The sequence below is a fragment of the Pseudomonas sp. W2Jun17 genome, assembly GCF_023127795.1.
Classification (GTDB): Bacteria; Pseudomonadota; Gammaproteobacteria; order Pseudomonadales; family Pseudomonadaceae; genus Aquipseudomonas; species Aquipseudomonas synxantha_A.
In genome coordinates this window covers 167,560-186,107 of the sequence record NZ_SPKO01000040.1, presented here as the reverse complement: position 1 = coordinate 186,107, position 18,548 = coordinate 167,560, and the positions used below count along the sequence as shown (strand labels likewise).

The window sequence follows — 18,548 nt, the reverse complement described above, 5'->3', positions numbered from 1 at the left end:
TTTTTCTGGCGCCTATCAGCGTGCCATTCAGATCTGCTATAGAGCCGTCGGTTAAAACGGCGAGTCAGCGCCCGCCAACGGCGGGTTTGCTGGAGATCCCACATCCCTGTGGGTCGGAGCAGGAGCCGGGCTCCCGCTCGAATACTTTACATTTTCGGCATGCCGCCGCCGGGCAACATACCGCCCATGCCGCGCATCATCTTGGCCATCCCGCCTTTGGCGGAGAATTTCTTCATCATCTTCTGCATCTGCTTGTGCTGCTTGATCAAGCGACCGATGTCCTGCACCTGGGTGCCGGAACCCATGGCGATCCGGCGCTTGCGCGAACCGCTGATCAGCTCAGGGTCGCGGCGCTCGGCCGGGGTCATGGAGTTGATGATGGCTTCCATCTGCTTGAACTGCTTCTCTGCCGCGCCCTGGGCATTGCCCATTTGCGCCAGGTTCACACCGCCGATGTTGGGCAGCTTGTCCATCAGGCCGCCGAGACCGCCCATGTTCTTCATCTGTTGCAACTGGTCACGGAAGTCTTCGAGGTCGAAGCCCTTGCCCTTCTTCAGCTTCTTGGCCAGCTTGTCGGCCTTGTCCTTGTCGAGCGTGGCTTCGGCCTGTTCGATCAGGCTGAGCACGTCACCCATGCCGAGGATACGCGAGGCGATACGCTCGGGGTGGAACGGTTCGAGCGCGTCGCTCTTCTCGCCCATACCGATGAACTTGATCGGCTTGCCAGTAATGGCACGTACCGACAGCGCGGCACCGCCGCGTGCGTCGCCGTCGACCTTGGTAAGGATCACGCCGGTCAGCGGCAGCGCATCACCAAAGGCCTTGGCGGTGTTGGCCGCATCCTGGCCGGTCATGGCATCGACTACGAACAAGGTTTCGACCGGGTTGATCGCGGCATGCAGCGCCTTGATCTCGCCCATCATCTCTTCGTCGATGTGCAGGCGACCGGCGGTATCGACGATGACCACGTCGATGAACTTGAGCTTGGCTTCTTTAATAGCGGCGTTGGCGATGTCGACCGGCTTCTGGCTCAGGTCGGACGGGAAGAAGGTCACGCCTACTTCGCCAGCGAGCATTTCCAACTGCTTGATGGCCGCCGGACGGTACACGTCGGCCGACACCACCATCACGGATTTCTTCTTGCGCTCTTTAAGGAAGCGCGCCAGCTTGCCGGCGGTGGTGGTCTTACCCGCGCCTTGCAGGCCGGCCATCAATACGACGGCTGGCGGCACGGCGCTCAGGTTCAAGTCTTCGTTGGCCGCGCCCATCAGGCTTTCGAGTTCGGCCTGGACGACCCTCACGAAGGCCTGGCCCGGGGTCAGGCTGCGGGACACTTCGGTGCCGACCGCGCGCTCTTTGACCGAGTTGACGAAATCCTTCACCACCGGCAAGGCCACGTCGGCTTCCAGCAACGCCATGCGCACTTCACGCAGGGTGTCTTTAATATTGTCCTCGGTCAGCTTGGCCTTGCCGGTAACGTGGCGCAGCGTCTGCGAGAGACGGTCAGTCAAGTTTTCAAACATGCGCGATCCTTTCAGGCCCTACTCATCGAAATGCAGGTAGACCGAGGTAATGGCGGCCCAGGCTGTGGTCAATCGCTATTAAAAACAGCGCTCGCCGAGCCTGCGGCGTGGGCAGGTCGCGGATTATAGCGAAGACTGCGCCCATGCACACCCGCTGTCTGGCCCGGGAGTCTTTCTTGCAGCGCAGGTGTGTGCCAAACTCAACGCCTTTCGGGCTTGCCTACCAGGATTTATGCTCCCCTTGTCACCCAGTTTGCTACCCAGCCTCGCCGCCGCCATTCTGTATGCCGCTGCGACTCTCTATCAGGGCACTCGTCTGGCCCAAGGCGCCAAAGCGGACAAACGTCTGCTCGTCGGCCTTGGCGTGCTGGCCCTGCTGGCCCATGCCGCCAGCCTGTTCACTCACCTGATGACGCCGGTGGGCCTGGGCCTGGACTTTTTCAGCGCCGCCAGCCTGATCGCCGCGGCCGTCATCGCACTGACACTGCTGGCCTGCTACCGCATTCCCGTCGAGAACCTGCTGGTGCTGCTATACCCCTTGGGCGTGCTGACGGTATTGCTGGCGCAGTTCACGCCCACCGGCACCGTACAGGTGATCGATGAGGAGCCCGGCATCCTTGCCCATATCCTGTTGTCGATCCTCGCCTACGGCATGTTCACCATTGCGGTGTTCCAGGCCCTGCTCCTGTTGCTGCAGGATCACCAGCTCAAGCACAAGCACCCCTCAGGGCTGATCAAGAACTTCCCGCCGCTGCAAACCATGGAAAGCCTGCTGTTCGGGTTCCTGTGGGCCGGCTGGACCCTGCTGTCGCTGTCGCTGATTTCCGGCTGGCTGTTCGTCGAGAACCTGTTCGCCCAGCACCTGGTGCACAAGACCCTGCTGGCGTGCCTGGCCTGGGTGGTGTTCAGCGTGCTGCTGTGGGGCCGCAACCGCCTCGGCTGGCGTGGGCACAAGGCAATACGCTGGACCCTGGCCGGGTTCTGCCTGCTGATGCTGGCCTATTTCGGCAGCAAGCTGGTTCGCGAATACATCCTGCATATCTGACGGGCAGCGATCATGGATAACTTGCCTTTGGAGCCGATGCTCGCCGTCATTGCCTTGCTGATTTTATGGGCGGCGCTGTTTACCGCCATCGAAGCAGCACAACAGCATCTGTTGGCCCTGCGCCCCGGTACCCGCCAGGGCGACAAGGCTGCCGCACGCCTGAGCTTCCCGCGCCATAGCCTGATTCTGTGCAACAGCCTGTGCCGCGCCGCCGTGGTGATCCTTTGCACGCTGCTGGCAATCTATGCCTGGGCGCAGAACGGCCCATGGCTGGGTTGGCTGATCTCTTGTGCACTGCTGCTGATTCTCGCCGACTACCTGCCTCGCATCCTGGCCACCCGCCATCCGCAAGCGGTGTTGGGTTTCGGTAACGCCCTGCTGGGCGTGCCGCTGAAAATCCTCTACCCGCTGGCCTGGCTGCTCAACGGCATCAGCCTGTTGCTGCTGCGCCCGTTCGCGCGCAAGTCCGGTGTGGTGAAAAACAGCGATGAGCCGCTGCCGGACCATGACGACCAAGCCCCGCCCGAGGCCGACGAAGACCGTGCGCCCGGTATGCCCGGTATCCACGCGCTGGATAACATCACCGTCAACGACATCCTGGTGCCCCGCAGTGAAGTGGACGGCATCAACCTGGATGACTCGATCGGCGAGATCATCGAGCAGCTGCGCAGCTCCCAACGCACGCGCCTGCCGGTGTTCCACAGTGATATCAACCAGGTCGAAGCGGTGCTCAACACGCGCCAGGTCCAGCACCTGCTCCCCGACGCCAGCCTGACCAAAGAGGCGCTGCTCGCTGCCTGTCACGAACCCTATTTCGTTCCGGAAAGCACACCATTGCAGCTGCAACTGCTGAATTTTCACAAGCAGCAACGGCGCCTGGGCATGGTGGTGGACGAATACGGCGAAGTGCTGGGCATCGTTACCCTGGAAGATATCCTGGAAGAAATCGTCGGCGAGTTCGAAAGCGATCAGGCTGTGGATAACCCCCACATCGAGGCCCAGCCCGATGGCCGCTACATCATTGACGGCGCCGCTTCGATCCGCGAACTGAACAAAAGCCTGGGCTGGCACCTGCCCAGCGACGGCCCCAAGACCCTCAACGGCCTGGTGACCGAAGCGCTGGAAACCATCCCCGATTGCGCGGTGTGCCTGAAGATCGGCCGCTATCGCCTGGAAATCCTCGAAACCGAGGACAACCGGGTGAGCAAGGTGTTGATCTGGCATACCAGCCATGTGCCCGTCGCTGCCTGACCTCAGCAGGCTCAACCCGGTCAATGTGGGAGCTGGCTTGCCTGCGATGCAGGCGACTCGGTCCTTCAGTTGAACCGAGGTGATGCTATCGCAGGCAAGCCAGCTCCCACATTGATCCAGTTCCAGGCCATAGATCCTCACCAGCCCCTTGTTGGATCCTTAGCCCCCTTCCTATAATCCATCCGGCTTACCCAAGCCCCGCCCGACCGCGTGCTACCCGCACTCAGCGTGTCCAGGCACCGCTTAATCATGTCCGACCGGTGTTTGCTCCCATCCCGAGCCGCCCCGCGCACAACCCTGATCCATGGGTGTTCGACCAATAATAATCCGCGTCCAAACGCGCAATGACCGTCAGGGATACTGCCATGAGCACCACCTACCAAGAGGCTGCGACCGCCGCCCCTACCAACTCGACCGCCCGCGTCGCCACGGCGAGCATCGTCGGCACTGCCATCGAGTTCTACGACTTCTATATCTACGCCACGGCTGCTGCGCTGGTGATCGGCCCGGTGTTCTTTCCCCAGAGCTCCGGCACCGCGCAGATGCTGGCCTCGTTCCTGACCTTTGGCATCGCCTTTATCGCCCGTCCGCTGGGCTCGGCGCTGTTCGGCCATTTCGGCGACCGTATCGGGCGCAAATCCACCCTGGTGGCCTCGCTGCTGCTGATGGGCGTGTGCACCACCTTGATCGGCTTACTGCCCGGTTATGACAGCATCGGCGCCTGGGCACCGATTCTGTTGTGCGTATTGCGCTTCGGCCAGGGCCTGGGCCTTGGCGGGGAATGGGGCGGCGCGGCATTGCTGGCGACCGAGAACGCACCCAAGGGCAAGCGCGCCTGGTTTGGCATGTTTCCGCAATTGGGCCCATCGATTGGCTTTCTGGCGGCCAACGGTTTATTCCTGATCCTGGCCATGAGCCTGAATGACGAGCAGTTCCGTAGCTGGGGCTGGCGTATTCCGTTCATTCTCAGCGCCGCACTGGTGATGGTGGGTCTGTATGCACGCCTGAAGCTGCATGAAACCCCAGTGTTCGCCAACTCCGTAGCCAAAGAAGCACCGGTGAAGGTGCCACTGGTGGAACTGTTCAGCCAGCATTGGCTGCCGGTGCTGCTGGGCGCTGCGTCGATGGTGGTGTGCTACGCGCTGTTCTACATCACCACGGCGTTTTCCCTGAGCTACGGCGTTTCCACACTGGGCTACAGCCGCGAGACGTTCCTCGGCTTACTGTGCTTTGCCGTGCTGTTCATGGGCTTGGCGACGCCGCTGGCAGCGCTGGCCAGTGATCGTTATGGACGTAAGCCGGTGCTGATCGTTGGGGCGATCCTGGCGATTCTCTCGGGCTTTACCATGGAGCCGCTGCTGACCCACGGCTCGACCTGGGCCGTGGCGCTGTTCCTGGCGTTGGAGCTGTTTCTGATGGGTGTGACCTTCGCACCGATGGGTGCCCTGCTGCCGGAGTTGTTCCCGACGCGTGTGCGTTATACCGGTGCTTCGGCGGCGTATAACCTGGGTGGGATTGTCGGGGCGTCTGCAGCACCGTTCTTCGCGACCAAGCTGGTGGCGATGGGTGGGCTCAGTTATGTCGGTGGGTATGTGTCGGCGGCAGCGTTGCTGAGTTTGATTGCGGTGCTGTGCCTGAAAGAGACGCGGGATAATGATTTGAACAAGGTCGCCTGATAAACCGCTATCGGGAGCAAGCCCCCTTCCACATTCGACCGCATTCCAAAGGTTATACGCGGTTAAATGTGGGAGGGGGCTTGCTCCCGATGCTTTTAGAGCTCTACAACAACCGCTTGGGAGGCCCGGGTCGCCTTGGCGCGAGCCGCTTCAATCGACTCATCCCGCGCCAACGCCACACCCATACGGCGCTGGCCATTCACTTCTGGCTTGCCAAACAGGCGCAACGCCGTGTCCGGCTCGCTCAATGCCGCGCCGAGGTTGGCAAACGCCGTCTGGGTCGATTGCCCTTCCACCAGGATCACCGCCGACGCCGAAGGCCCGAACTGACGGATCAACGGGATCGGCAAGCCCAGGATGGCGCGAGCGTGCAGCGCGAACTGCGACAGGTCCTGAGAAATCAGTGTGACCAAACCGGTGTCATGTGGGCGCGGCGACACTTCGCTGAACCACACCTGATCGCCCTTGATGAACAACTCCACACCAAACAGACCACGGCCGCCCAGGGCTTCGGTTACCGCCTTGGCAACGCGCTCGGATTCGGCCAGGGCGATCGGGCTCATGGCCTGTGGCTGCCAGGACTCCTGATAGTCGCCCTTCTCCTGACGATGGCCAACCGGCGCGCAGAAGGTGGTGCCGCCAATGTGGCGCACGGTCAGCAGAGTGATTTCGTAGTCGAAATCGATAAAGCCTTCGATGATGACTCGACCCTTACCGGCACGCCCGCCTTCCTGCGCGTAATCCCAGGCTTTCTGCACGTCATCAGTGCTGCGCAACAGGCTCTGGCCCTTGCCCGACGAACTCATCACCGGCTTGACCACGCAGGGGAAGCCCAGGTCCTGGACGGCCTTGCTGTAGTCTTCGAAGGTGTCGGCAAAGTGGTACGGCGAGGTCGGCAGGTCCAGTTCTTCGGCGGCCAGGCGACGGATGCCCTCACGGTTCATGGTCAACGACGTGGCGCGGGCGGTCGGGATAACCGTGAAGCCTTCAGCCTCCAGTTCCACCAGAGTGGCGGTGGCGATGGCTTCGATTTCCGGCACGATGAAGTGCGGCTTCTCCGCCTCGATGACTGCACGCAGCGCCGCACCGTCGAGCATGTTGATCACGTGGCTACGGTGCGCCACCTGCATCGCCGGCGCGTTGGCGTAGCGATCCACGGCGATCACTTCAACACCCAGGCGTTGCAGTTCGATCACCACTTCCTTGCCCAGCTCACCGCAGCCACACAGCAAAACGCGGGTCGCGGTTGGCGACAATGGAGTTCCGATTCGGGTCATCTCAGGTCCTCAGGGGAGCGGATCATGGGGGAGAAAGGCCGGCATTTTACATGAACTGTAAAAATTGGCCTCAGTTGGCGATGGTGCGGCGGCGGATGCGCCAGGCCATGATCAGCCAGACCACGGTGACACCGGCAAATTTAGACACCAACGCCGTGCCCGCCACCGCCGGTGTGAGCGCGCCGATCAAGCCGAAGAAAATAAAGGTATCGAGGGGAATACTCAGTGCCGAACTTATCCACAGGCGATCATGCAGCGGGCGTTTGGTGATGCTGAACACCAGCCAGTCGATGCACTCGGACACCGCGAACGCCGTAGCACTGGCCAGGGCGATGGACGGGTCGGAAGTGATATACGACAGCACCAGCGCCGCCAGCATGGCGATGATCGCGCCGTGGCCGAAGCGGGTTTGCACCATGTCGCGAAGGATAAATACCAGGCCACCCCAGGCGGACCAGATGACATCCAGGTGCGGGGCGGTGGAGAAGGCGAAGTTGATCAGCACGACGCTGCTGATGTAGGCGATCAGGAAAAACATGGATGAATGACCTGTGAACAAGGGACACAGGGTACTTCACAATTAGACATATGTCGTCTGGGAGGGCCTCATCGGGGGCAAGCCCCCTCCCACATTTTGATCTGTGAACACATTCAAGTGTGGGAGGGGGCTTGCTCCCGATAGCAATCGATCAGGCACCCGAGCTTTTGGGCGTCATCCACACCATCCCACTGGCCACCGCCCGCTCATGACACAACCCCAACACCACCCGGCGTTCGGCATTATCCATGCGGCCCCAACGCGTAATCTCGTCCACGTTGCGCTGGCAGCCGGTACAGATATCGTCCTCGTCCAGCGCGCAAATATTCACACAGGGCGAGGCTACAGGCCGTTCAACTGCACTCATTCTTCCTGCTCAACCAAGTCTCGGGCATAGCGCTGCGAATTGTGCACATAGTGCGCGGCGCTGGCTTCGAGCATACGTTTCTGCGCCTCAGTCAGCTCACGTACCACCTTGCCCGGCGAGCCCATGACCAGCGAGCCATCGGGGATTTCCTTGCCTTCACCGATCAGCGAATTGGCGCCGATGATGCAGTGCTTGCCGATCTTGGCGCCATTGAGGATCACCGCGTTAATGCCGATCAGGCTGTAGTCGTCGACGCTGCAGCCGTGCAGCATGGCGTTATGGCCGATGGTCACGCCGGTGCCGAGGGTCAGCGGGTAGCCCATGTCGGTGTGCATCACGCTGCCGTCCTGCACGTTGCTGTTCTTGCCGATCAGGATCAGTTCGTTATCGCCGCGCAACACCGCGTTGAACCAGACGTTGGCGCCCTCCTCCAGCTTGACCTTGCCCACCAGCGTGGCATTGGGTGCGACCCAACTGTTGGGATGGGTCTCGACGCGGGCATCGCCCAGGCGGTATTTCATGGTTTTCCCTCACGGCTTGCCATTCATGCGATGGCTTAGATATTGATAAAACTCTTGGGCGGCTGGTGCAGGCTGATCTTGGCGTCGTCATAGAGCAGATTGATCAGCTCGACGATCATGATCGCCGTCAGCCCCCAGATCTTGTATTCACCGAAGCGGTAGCTGGGCACATACCAACTGCGGCCCTGGTAATCGATCCGGTGGGTATGTTCGCGTGGGTCCTGTCGGAAAAACTCCAGGGGCACACTGAAGACGGCGGCGATTTCGGCGTCGTTGGCCAGGTATTCGACGTAGTCAGGGATCACGCCCACATAGGGCGTTACACGGATGCCGTGCAGGGAAATCAGCGGGCTCAACGGGCCTATTACCTCAACCAGCCCCGGCGGCAGGCCGATTTCTTCTTCGGCTTCGCGCAAGGCGGTAAAGATCAGGTCCGGGTCTTCAGGGTCACGCCGCCCACCAGGAAAGGCCACTTCTCCACCATGGGTCGACAGGCCGCTGGCGCGCAGAGTCAGGATCAGCTCAGGTTCGTCAGTGCGGGTAATCGGCACCAGCACTGCGGCCTCGGGGAAACGCCCGTCAGTTTCCAAGGTGTGAGGGGTGTGATTGCTTACCCGGCGAAGTAGCTCGTCCAGCATGAGTCATCTCGGTCTGTTGGCTACCTTGCATCATGCACCAAAGCGTGCGGGCGCCCAAGCCCAAAACCCGGTGCATGTCGCGAAACGACAACTTGCAGGAACGCCCGGCACCAAGCCAAGATGTGCCCATTCTCCAGGAACCCCAGCATGAATTTCTGCAGCCAGTGCGGTAAACCGGTTACCCAACGTATTCCCGAAGGCGACGCACGCCTGCGTTTTGTGTGTGATCACTGTTCGACCATTCACTATCAAAACCCCAATATCGTCGCCGGCACCGTACCGGTGTGGGGCGATCAAGTGCTGCTGTGCCGCCGTGCCATCGAGCCGCGCCTGGGTTACTGGACCCTGCCCGCAGGCTTTATGGAAAACGGCGAGACCGTGGAACAGGCGGCCATGCGTGAAACCCTGGAAGAAGCCTGCGCCCGCGTGCGCAACCTGAGCATCTATACCCTGATCAATGTGCCGCACATCAGCCAGGTGCATATTTTCTACCGCGCCGAGCTGATCGACCTGGATTTTGCCGCAGGCCCGGAAAGCCTTGAAGTGAAGCTGTTCGATCAAGCTGATATCCCTTGGTCCGAGCTGGCTTTCCGCACGGTCGGGCGTACCTTAGAATGCTTTTTCGCTGACCGTCGCCAACAGGTGTACCCGGTGCGCAGCGAGTCGGTCCCGCCGATGACACGCCCAACCAAATAACCTTCCAGGCAGCACCTTTATCAGGGATACCGTTTCAATGCGTTGGTTGCTTGCTCTTATCTGCCTGTCGTTTGCCACGCTGTCCCCAGCCTCTACGGTGGAAACTCTCGGCGGTAAAACCGTCGAAAAAGTCCTGGTACTCAAGTCCGCCCACCAACTGCAACTGATCAACGACGGCAAGCCCCTCAAGACCTATCGCATTTCCCTGGGCAAGAACCCCAAGGGCCACAAGCTGATCGAAGGCGACCGCCGTACCCCCGAGGGTTTCTACTGGATCGACTGGCGCAAGACCAGCGACCGCTTCAACCTGGCCATGCACATCTCCTACCCGAATATCAGCGACGCTGCCCGCGCCCGCCGCGAAGGGGTAAAACCGGGCAGCATGATCATGATCCACGGCACGCCCGACACCGAAGACTACCCGGAACAGTGGTTTCACACCCTGGACTGGACCGACGGCTGCATCGGCATGCGCAACGTGGACATGCGCGAAGTCTGGAGCCTGGTCAAAGACGGCACCATGATCGAGATTCGGCCGTAATCTCGTACCGTTCGTAAATTAATTCGAAAATAATTCCTGCCTCCAGCAGCGCCTGCCGGTGAATACCAGTTCACCGCGCGGGACAGTGCACTTGTGCGCGACACAAAGACCTCTCTAATACCACTTGATACCAAGCCCTATTAAAGCCCCCTGAAACCGGGGTTCGCACCGTTTTGGCAGCATTGACATGGTATTTAAGTGGTATTAATTTCCGGCCATTACCGGGCGACAACACTCCAATAACGCATCGGAAATCTGACAGATGAATCCCATCCTGGCCCTGCGCCCCGACGACAAGCAATCCACGCCGCTGTACCTGCAACTGGCTCGCAGCCTTGAAGCCGCGATCCATGCCGGCCAGTGGAAATCCGAGCAGGCCCTGCCCTCGGAGCGTGCGCTCAGCGAGCAGTTGAGCATCTCGCGGGTCACTGCCCGTAAAGCGCTGGAAGTGTTGCTTGCCCAGGGCCTGATCCGCCGCAGCCAGGGCTCCGGCACCTTTATCACGCCGCGCCTGGAACAACCCTTGTCGCGCTTGTCGGGGTTCAGCGAAATGCTGCGGCTCAAGGGCTTTGTGCCCACCTCCCAGTGGCTGGAGCGCGACATCACCCCGCCGACCCACGAAGAGCTGATCCGCCTGTGCCTGTCACCCACCGACAAAGTGGCGCGCCTCAAGCGTCTGCGCAAAGCCGATGACACGGTCATGGCAATTGAAATGACCACCATGCCCGCCTCCGTACTGCCCCAACCGCAAGCCATCGGCAATTCGCTGTACGAATACCTGGAAGGCATCGGCAAGCCCATCGTGCGCGCCCTGCAGCATATCCAGGCGATCAACGCCTCGGACGAGTTCGCCAAGCTGGTGGGCATCGCCCCCGGCACCGCCATGCTGCTGATGACCCGCGTGGGCTACACCGCCGACAACACGCCGATTGAAATCACCGACACCTACTGCCGCAACGACTACTACGACTTTGTCGCAGAGCTGCGCCGTCATGACTACTCCGCCGAATTGCGAATTTAGAGAACTGCCCATGTCAGAAGACAATATCCTCACGCCCAGCGGCTGGATGCGCGGCCGCCTGGTGCACGAACACGGCAAGGTGGTCGCCATTGAAGGCACGCCGTGTGACCCGGCCGACAACGACCTGCCCTACTTGCTGCCAGGCTTTATCGACCTGCATGTGCATGGTGGCGGCGGCGCCGACATCATGGAAGGTGCGCACGCCTTCGAGACCATCACCCGTACCCACGTGCGGTTCGGCACCACCTCGCTATTGGCCACCACCATGACGGCGCCGGTGGAAGAAATCACCAGCGTCCTCGGTGAACTCGGCAGGTTCTGCGAGCAACGCCCGACAGGCAGCGCCCGGGTACTGGGCGTGCACCTGGAAGGCCCCTACATCAACCCGGGCAAACTCGGCGCCCAACCCAACTTCGCCCACACCGCATTGATGGCCGAAGTCGAAGACTACCTGCGCCTGGCGCCGATCCGAGTGATCACCATCGCCCCGGAAATCGCCGGCCACGACGGCCTGATCCGCGCCCTCAGCCAACGCGGCGTGCGCATGCAGATCGGCCACACCCTGGGCAGCTATGAAGAAGGCGTCGCCGCCCTCGCCGCCGGCGCCACCAGCTTTACCCATTTGTACAACGCCATGAGCCCACTGCATCACCGTGAGCCCGGCATCGTCGGCGCCGCGCTGGCCCACGCCCAATACGCCGAGCTGATCCCGGATCTGCTCCATGTGCATCCCGGTGCCATGCGCGTGGCCCTGCGCTCGATCCCATGCCTGTACTGCGTGACCGATTCCACCGCCGCCGCCGGTATGCCCGATGGCGAATACAAGCTGGGCAGCCACACCGTGACCAAATGCCTGGGTGGCGTACGCCTGGCCGACGGCACCCTGGCCGGCAGCACGCTGACCATGGACCAGGCGCTGCGCAACCTGGTGAAAATCGGCCTGCCCATCAGCGAAGCCTCACAACGCCTGTCGCAATTTCCTGCGGACTATCTGGGCCTGGAAGAACGCGGCCGCCTGCAACCCGGCAGCTTTGCCGACTGCGTGCGCCTGGACCGCTCCCTGACACTCACCGACGTAATGGTCGAAGGAGAAACCATTGACTTCAAAAATGCTTGAAGAGGCCCTGGCCTCCTGCGACGCCGTCGCGGCACAACTGCAACGCCTGAACCCGCTGCTGGAAGAAGTTGCCGGTCGCCTGCGTCGCCAGCCGCCGCAAGTGGCGATGACCATTGCCCGCGGCAGCTCCGACCACGCCGCCAGCTACTTCGCCTACCTGGCCATGCAGCATGTGGGCATCCCGGTGGCGTCGTTGCCGATGTCGGTGGTGACCCTGTTGCAGGCGCCGATGAAAGTCAGCGGCCAGGTGGCGTTTGGGTTCTCCCAGTCGGGGCAGAGCCCGGACCTGGTCAACAGCCTGCGACTGCTGCGCAAGCGCGGCGCCCTGAGCATCTCGCTGGTGAACGCCGAAGACTCGCCGCTGGAAGCCGCCTGTGAATTCCACGTGCCACTGTGCGCCGGCCCGGAACAAAGCGTGGCCGCAACCAAGAGCTTTATCGCCACCCTCAGCGCCAGCGCGCAATTGATCGGCCACTGGAACCAGGAAACCGAGTTGCTCCAAGCCCGCCAGGCGCTGCCCGACGGTTTGCGTGAAGCCGCCCGGCAAGATTGGACCCAAGCCATCGAGGCCCTGCGCGACTGCCAGCAATTAATGGTAATCGGCCGCGGCGCCGGGTTTGCCATCGCCCAGGAAGCAGCGCTCAAGCTCAAGGAAACCTCGGCGATCCAGGCCGAAGCCTTCAGCAGCGCCGAGGTACGCCACGGGCCGATGGCCTTGATCGACGAAAACTACCCGCTACTGGTGTTCGCCCCACGCGGCGCCGAGCAGCCCGGCCTGTTGAGCCTGGCCGCCGATATGCGCCAACGCGGCGCCCGCGTGCTGCTGGCCGCACCGGACGATATCGCCGAACGCGACCTGACCCTTAGTCGCGCCGAACACCCGAGCCTGGACCCGATCCTGGCGATCCAGAGCTTCTACGTGATGGCCGCCGGCCTGGCTGAGGCACGGGGCATGGACCCGGACCAGCCGCGCCACCTGAGCAAAGTCACCCGTACGCACTAAAGCGGCGTTTTCCTGATGAGTACCGTGCCCATGCCCAACAACAATAATCCATTGACCTTAAGCGCCCCCTTGAGTGGGCCGGTGCTGGCCCTGAACAGCGTCCCCGACGAAGTGTTCGCCAGCGGCGCCATGGGGGACGGGATTGCCATCGACCCGTTGAACGATTGCCTGCACGCGCCCTGTGACGGCGTGATCATCCATGTCGCCCGCACCGGTCATGCATTGACCATCCGCGCCGACAACGGTGCCGAAGTGCTGATGCACGTGGGCATCGACACCGTGGAGCTCAATGGCGAAGGCTTTGCCTTGCTGGTGAAGGATGGCGCACGGGTGAGCGAGGGCCAGCCGTTGGTGCAGTTTGACCTGGACCGCATTGCGCGCCAGTGCAAAAGCCTGGTGAGCCTGATCATCCTGACCAACAGTGACCGCTTCGAACTGCAACCCATCGCGAGCAAGACCGTGAAGCTCGGTGAATCACTGATGCGGATTGCCCTGCGTACATCCGCACCGGTTCAAACCGCTGTGGATAACTCGGTCGCGCAAGTGAGCGCCACGGTGCGCATCAGCCACCGTGGCGGCTTGCATGCGCGCCCTGCCGCGCTGATCCGCAAGACTGCCCAGGGCTTCAGCAGCCAATCGCAGCTGCACTTCGGTGATAAGACCGCGGCTTGCGACAGCCTGATCGGCCTGATGGGGCTGGGTATTGGCGAAGGTGACGAGGTACGGGTGACCTCTCGCGGCAAAGATTGCGAGGCGGCGTTGCAGGCCCTGGTCGCCGCGTTGTCGGTGGCGGTTTACGAGGAACACCACGCACCAGTCGCCGCCACGCCACGCCGGGCGAATACCGAAGCCAATGTGCTGCAAGGCGTATGCGCGGCACCCGGTCTGGTATGTGGGCCATTGTTCCGCCTGACGGGCATCGAACTGCCGCAAGACAGCGGCAATCATAGCGTCGACGAACAACTGCAACGCCTGGATGCCGCCCTTGAGCAAGTGCGCGGCGAAATCCGCAGTACGCTGGGCCAGGCGCGCCAACGCAAGAACGTCGAAGAAGAAGAGATCTTCGCCGCCCACCTCGCCCTGCTGGAAGACCCGGCATTACTCGACGCAGCCACCGCTGCCATCGAACAAGGCAGCGCCGCCACCCATGCCTGGCGTGATGCGATCCAGGCCCAATGCGCCGTGCTGCTGGCGTTGGGCAAACCACTGTTTGCCGAGCGCGCCAATGACCTGCGAGACCTTCAACAACGGGTGCTGCGTGCGTTGCTGGGTGAAGCCTGGCATTTCGAATTGCCGGCGGGGGCGATTGTCAGTGCCCATGAGCTGACACCTTCGGACTTGCTGCAACTGAGCGCGCAACACGCCGCTGGCATCTGCATGGCCGAAGGCGGTGCGACCTCCCATGTGGCGATTTTGGCCCGGGGCAAAGGCCTGCCGTGTCTCGTCGCCCTGGGCAATGAAGTGCTTGATGTGCCCCAAGGCCAACGGGTAGTGCTCGATGCCGCCAACGGCCGCCTGGAACTGGCCCCCAGTGAAGCGCGCCACGCCGAAGTTCACCAGATTCGCGAAACACAGAAATTACGACGCCAGCAACAACAGGCCCAAGCCCGGCAACCGGCACTCACCACCGACGGCGTGACGGTTGAAGTGGCGGCGAATGTCGCCTCCAGCGCCGAAGCCCAGGTGGCGTTTGACAACGGCGCCGATGGCGTCGGCCTGCTGCGCACTGAATTTCTGTTCGTCGACCGCCGTACCGCGCCGGATGAGCAGGAGCAACGCCAAGCTTATCAGGCCGTGCTGGATGCCATGGGTGACAAGTCGGTGATCATCCGCACCATCGATGTGGGTGGCGACAAGCAGCTCGATTACCTGCCGCTGCCCGTCGAGGCGAACCCGGTGCTGGGCCTGCGCGGTATTCGCATGGCCCAGGTGCGCCCTGAACTGCTCGACCAGCAACTGCGCGCCCTGCTGCAAGTCTCGCCGTTGGCGCGCTGCCGCATCCTGTTGCCGATGGTCAGCGAGGTGGATGAACTGCTACAGATTCGCCAGCGCCTGGATGAACTGTGCGTGGAGCTGGAGCTGACGCAGCGCCCCGAGCTGGGCGTGATGATCGAAGTGCCCGCCGCCGCGCTGATGGCCGAGCAGTTGGCCGAACACGCGGACTTTTTATCCATCGGCACCAATGACCTGTCCCAGTACACCCTGGCGATGGACCGCGACCACGCAGGCTTGGCCGCCCGCGTTGATGCGCTGCATCCTGCCTTGCTGCGGCTGATCGCCCAAACCTGCACCGGTGCGGCGAAACACGGGCGTTGGGTCGGCGTGTGCGGTGCCTTGGCGTCTGACCCACTGGCCACGCCAGTACTGGTCGGCCTGGGGGTCAGTGAGCTGTCGGTAAGCCCGCCGCAGATCGGCGAAATCAAGGACCGCGTCCGCCACCTGGACGCGGCGCAATGCCGGCAACTGAGCCTTGAGCTGCTCGACCTGAGCAGTGCCAAGGCCGTTCGCCAAGCCTGTCAACACCACTGGCCGCTGAGCTGAAAACAACAAGAATAGGGAGACACGCCATGTACCAACACTTTATCGAAGGCCTGCAACGCCTGGGCCGCGCCCTGATGCTGCCGATTGCGATCCTGCCAATCGCCGGCCTCTTGCTGCGCCTGGGCGACACCGACTTGCTCAACATCGCGGTGATGCACGATGCCGGGCAGGCGATCTTCGCCAACCTGGCGCTGATCTTCGCCATCGGCATCGCCGTGGGCTTTGCCCGCGACAACAACGGCACCGCCGGCCTGGCCGGGGCGATTGGCTACCTGGTGATGATCTCGACCCTCAAGGTGATGGATACCACCATCAACATGGGCATGCTCGCCGGTATCGCCAGTGGCCTGATGGCGGGCGGGCTGTATAACCGCTTCAAGGACATCAAGCTGCCGGAGTACCTGGCGTTCTTTGGTGGGCGACGCTTTGTGCCGATTGTCACCGGTTTTTCGGCGGTGGGCCTGGGCGTGATCTTCGGTCTGATCTGGCCGCCGATCCAGCACGGCATCAACAGCTTTGGCGTGTTGTTGATGGAAAGCGGCAGCCTGGGTGCGTTCGTGTTTGGCGTGTTCAACCGCCTGCTGATCGTCACCGGGTTGCATCACATCCTCAACAATATGGCGTGGTTCGTGTTCGGCACGTTTACCGACCCGGCAACCGGCGCGGTGGTGACCGGCGACCTGACCCGCTACTTTGCCGGCGACCCGAAAGGCGGCCAGTTCATGACCGGCATGTTCCCGGTGATGCTGTTCGGCCTGCCGGCTGCGTGCCTGGCGATGTACCGCAATGCGTTGCCAGAGCGCCGTAAAGTCATGGGCGGGATCTTTCTGTCGATGGCGCTGACTTCGTTTTTGACCGGGGTGACTGAACCAATTGAATTTGCCTTCATGTTCCTGGCACCGTTCCTGTACCTGATCCATGCCGTGCTGACGGGCCTGTCGATGGCAGTCACCAATATGTTGAATATCCACCTCGGGTTTACCTTCTCCGGTGGGTTTATCGACATGGTGCTGGGTTGGGGCAAGTCCACCAATGGCTGGCTGGTGGTACCGGTGGGCCTGGCCTACTCGGTGATCTACTACACGGTGTTCAGCTACTGCATCCGCCGCTTTAACCTCAAGACACCGGGGCGTGAAGATATCCAGGTGGTGCAGGCTGAAGCGATGAGTGATAACCAGCGTGCCACGGCATATATCCAGGCGCTGGGTGGTGCAGAGAACTTGCTGAGTGTGGGTGCATGCACCACGCGGCTGCGGTTGGACATGGTTGATCGCAACAAGGCGGTGGATGCTGAACTGAAAGCACTGGGCGCCATGGCTGTAGTGCGCCCGGGTAACGGCGGGAGTTTGCAGGTGGTGGTTGGGCCGATGGCCGATAGCATTGCTGATGAAATTCGTTTGGCCATGCCAGGGTTTGTTGCAGCGCCTGTAGCGGTTGCACCTGTGGATAAGCCCCTGACGGTGAATGTGCAAGAGGCCGAGCAATGGCTGAATGCGCTGGGTGGCCGAGGGAATTTGCGCCAGCTGGAAGCTGTGGCGATGACCCGGTTGCGGGTGGAGTTGGGGGATGATTCGGGGTTGTCTGAAGCTCAGCTCACTGCGCTCGGTTGCCAAGGTGTGAGTCAGCTTGAGAGCGGTGTTTGGCACTTGTTGGTTGGTGACAAGGCCTCTGGCTTGGGTGAGGCGTTGGAGCGGTTGGTCAGTGGCCGTGAGGTCGGCGCCAGGGTTTAGAGCTGTAGTGGCTTTTCTGGCCTCATCGGGGGCAAGTCGAATCGTCGCACCGCCCCTCCCACATTTGAAATGTGTTCGCCATTCAAAATGTGGGAGGGGCGGTGCGACGATTCGACTTGCTCCCGATTGGCCCTCACAGGCGCCTGATTACTTCTGCTCAGGCACCTCAACTAAATCCAGCACCCGATCCACCATCAACTGAATACCCTCCACCATCCGATGAATCCCCAGCACGGCATCACGCTGCGGACCGTCGACATCAAAAGCCAGATGACCCGCCAGTGCCTGCACGGATGCCAGGTCTTGGGAAGCATTGGCGAGCAGGGTTTCGCTGTTCAGACTGGGTATTACGGTGAAGATCTGGTCGGACGGTAAATCACCAGCTTGGCGGGACTCGGCTTGAGATGAGATTGAACCAGTTAGCAAGTTGTCGCTGATCATCATTAAACTCCATATGGAATAGGCTCCTAGTGATTTTTCAGGCTTGCAGTCCCGGTCACTGAATTGGCAGCGACTCGAGAAGGTTAGTTGTGCGAGTTCCGACGGACAACCTGAAAGGCTTGTCGGAAAGGTCTGAGGCGCTTGCACCGACGCCATCGCAGGCAAGCCAGCTCCCACATGGGATTGATGTACGGTCTGACAACGGGGTCAAATGTGGGAGCTGGCTTGCCTGCGATTGGCACTTACAGCCAACAAAAAACCCGCTGACCAAACTAGCCCAGCGGGTTTCTTGTTTATGCAGCCAGCCGATCAAAAATCCGCCAACTGCCACACCTCATACGCCGGTGTCTCATACGGATGACTGAGTTTCAAGGCAGCCACAACAGCCACAATCAACTCATCCGCCACCACCAGCTCAACCTTCCATTCCTCAACCACTTCAACCTGGCCGACCTGCCCGATAAACGGCTGACTGCCGTCCAACGCGCGGAATTGGCCCTGGCCCAGCACTTGCCAGGCGCAGCTGTCGTAGTCGCCGATGCGCCCGCCGCCGGCTGCGAAGACGGCGGTTTTCACCGTCTCCACATGGCTGTCGGGCACGAAGAAGGCGAGCTTGTACACG

At 61.6% G+C, this 18,548-nt stretch carries 18 protein-coding genes; 10 read left to right on the top strand and 8 right to left on the bottom strand.

Annotated features, from left to right (window positions below; translation table 11 throughout):
- Positions 1 to 146 precede the first annotated feature (146 nt).
- Entirely contained in the window at positions 147 to 1,523 is a 1,377-nt protein-coding gene (gene ffh, locus E4O98_RS26985; RefSeq protein ID WP_248136736.1) for a signal recognition particle protein, read from the bottom strand.
- Positions 1,524 to 1,764: 241 nt separating this feature from the next.
- Here ffh and ccsA point away from each other — a divergent pair, with 241 nt between their 5' ends.
- From ccsA to E4O98_RS26970, 3 genes are all read left to right on the top strand, one after another.
- Positions 1,765 to 2,568, top strand: coding sequence for a cytochrome c biogenesis protein CcsA (ccsA, locus tag E4O98_RS26980; RefSeq protein ID WP_177327411.1), 804 nt, complete (start codon positions 1,765 to 1,767; stop codon positions 2,566 to 2,568).
- A gap of 12 nt (positions 2,569 to 2,580) precedes the next feature.
- Positions 2,581 to 3,819: a transporter associated domain-containing protein gene (locus tag E4O98_RS26975; RefSeq protein WP_248136733.1), complete on the top strand. Its 1,239-nt coding sequence runs from the start codon at positions 2,581 to 2,583 to the stop codon at positions 3,817 to 3,819.
- Positions 3,820 to 4,184: 365 nt separating this feature from the next.
- Entirely contained in the window at positions 4,185 to 5,495 is a 1,311-nt protein-coding gene (locus E4O98_RS26970) for an MFS transporter (RefSeq protein WP_005791128.1), read from the top strand.
- 95 nt (positions 5,496 to 5,590) lie between these two features.
- Here E4O98_RS26970 and purT read toward each other — a convergent pair whose 3' ends face one another.
- From purT to E4O98_RS26945, 5 genes are all read right to left on the bottom strand, one after another.
- Positions 5,591 to 6,772, bottom strand: a complete 1,182-nt coding sequence (gene purT / locus E4O98_RS26965) for a formate-dependent phosphoribosylglycinamide formyltransferase (protein ID WP_019817237.1) — start codon at positions 6,770 to 6,772, stop codon at positions 5,591 to 5,593.
- 70 nt (positions 6,773 to 6,842) lie between these two features.
- The gene (locus tag E4O98_RS26960; protein ID WP_005791131.1) at positions 6,843 to 7,310 is read right to left on the bottom strand and encodes a preQ0 transporter; all 468 of its coding nucleotides are present in this window, start codon (positions 7,308 to 7,310) and stop codon (positions 6,843 to 6,845) included.
- Positions 7,311 to 7,461: 151 nt separating this feature from the next.
- Positions 7,462 to 7,677 (bottom strand): DUF1289 domain-containing protein, encoded by a 216-nt coding sequence (locus E4O98_RS26955; RefSeq protein WP_032879631.1) that lies wholly within the window; start codon positions 7,675 to 7,677, stop codon positions 7,462 to 7,464.
- Positions 7,674 to 8,198 carry a gamma carbonic anhydrase family protein gene (locus tag E4O98_RS26950; protein WP_005791135.1) on the bottom strand — a complete coding sequence of 175 codons (525 nt, stop codon included), beginning with the start codon at positions 8,196 to 8,198 and terminating at the stop codon, positions 7,674 to 7,676. The genes E4O98_RS26955 and E4O98_RS26950 overlap by 4 nt, the downstream gene beginning before the upstream one ends.
- A 35-nt stretch (positions 8,199 to 8,233) precedes the next feature.
- Positions 8,234 to 8,836 (bottom strand): CoA pyrophosphatase, encoded by a 603-nt coding sequence (locus tag E4O98_RS26945; RefSeq protein ID WP_078822240.1) that lies wholly within the window; start codon positions 8,834 to 8,836, stop codon positions 8,234 to 8,236.
- 147 nt (positions 8,837 to 8,983) lie between these two features.
- Here E4O98_RS26945 and E4O98_RS26940 point away from each other — a divergent pair, with 147 nt between their 5' ends.
- From E4O98_RS26940 to nagE, 7 genes are all read left to right on the top strand, one after another.
- The gene (locus E4O98_RS26940) at positions 8,984 to 9,532 is read left to right on the top strand and encodes an NUDIX hydrolase (RefSeq protein ID WP_223017895.1); all 549 of its coding nucleotides are present in this window, start codon (positions 8,984 to 8,986) and stop codon (positions 9,530 to 9,532) included.
- Between the two features lie 37 nt (positions 9,533 to 9,569).
- The gene (locus E4O98_RS26935; protein WP_103734891.1) at positions 9,570 to 10,073 is read left to right on the top strand and encodes a L,D-transpeptidase family protein; all 504 of its coding nucleotides are present in this window, start codon (positions 9,570 to 9,572) and stop codon (positions 10,071 to 10,073) included.
- A gap of 262 nt (positions 10,074 to 10,335) precedes the next feature.
- A complete protein-coding gene (locus E4O98_RS26930; RefSeq protein ID WP_078822243.1) occupies positions 10,336 to 11,094 on the top strand; it encodes a GntR family transcriptional regulator in 759 nt (252 codons plus the stop codon).
- A 10-nt stretch (positions 11,095 to 11,104) separates the two neighbouring features.
- Positions 11,105 to 12,211 (top strand): N-acetylglucosamine-6-phosphate deacetylase, encoded by a 1,107-nt coding sequence (gene nagA, locus E4O98_RS26925; RefSeq protein ID WP_248136731.1) that lies wholly within the window; start codon positions 11,105 to 11,107, stop codon positions 12,209 to 12,211.
- Positions 12,192 to 13,214 carry an SIS domain-containing protein gene (locus E4O98_RS26920; RefSeq protein ID WP_248136729.1) on the top strand — a complete coding sequence of 341 codons (1,023 nt, stop codon included), beginning with the start codon at positions 12,192 to 12,194 and terminating at the stop codon, positions 13,212 to 13,214. Before nagA ends, E4O98_RS26920 begins: the two co-directional genes overlap by 20 nt.
- Positions 13,215 to 13,244: 30 nt before the next feature.
- Positions 13,245 to 15,755: a phosphoenolpyruvate--protein phosphotransferase gene (gene ptsP, locus E4O98_RS26915; RefSeq protein ID WP_248136804.1), complete on the top strand. Its 2,511-nt coding sequence runs from the start codon at positions 13,245 to 13,247 to the stop codon at positions 15,753 to 15,755.
- A gap of 26 nt (positions 15,756 to 15,781) precedes the next feature.
- The gene (gene nagE / locus E4O98_RS26910) at positions 15,782 to 17,485 is read left to right on the top strand and encodes an N-acetylglucosamine-specific PTS transporter subunit IIBC (RefSeq protein WP_228308929.1); all 1,704 of its coding nucleotides are present in this window, start codon (positions 15,782 to 15,784) and stop codon (positions 17,483 to 17,485) included.
- Between the two features lie 147 nt (positions 17,486 to 17,632).
- Here nagE and E4O98_RS26905 read toward each other — a convergent pair whose 3' ends face one another.
- A complete protein-coding gene (locus E4O98_RS26905) occupies positions 17,633 to 17,926 on the bottom strand; it encodes a DUF6124 family protein (protein ID WP_032879623.1) in 294 nt (97 codons plus the stop codon).
- A gap of 309 nt (positions 17,927 to 18,235) precedes the next feature.
- Positions 18,236 to 18,547 carry an NIF3 1 gene (locus tag E4O98_RS26900; RefSeq protein WP_003193986.1) on the bottom strand — a complete coding sequence of 104 codons (312 nt, stop codon included), beginning with the start codon at positions 18,545 to 18,547 and terminating at the stop codon, positions 18,236 to 18,238.
- Position 18,548 lies beyond the last annotated feature (1 nt).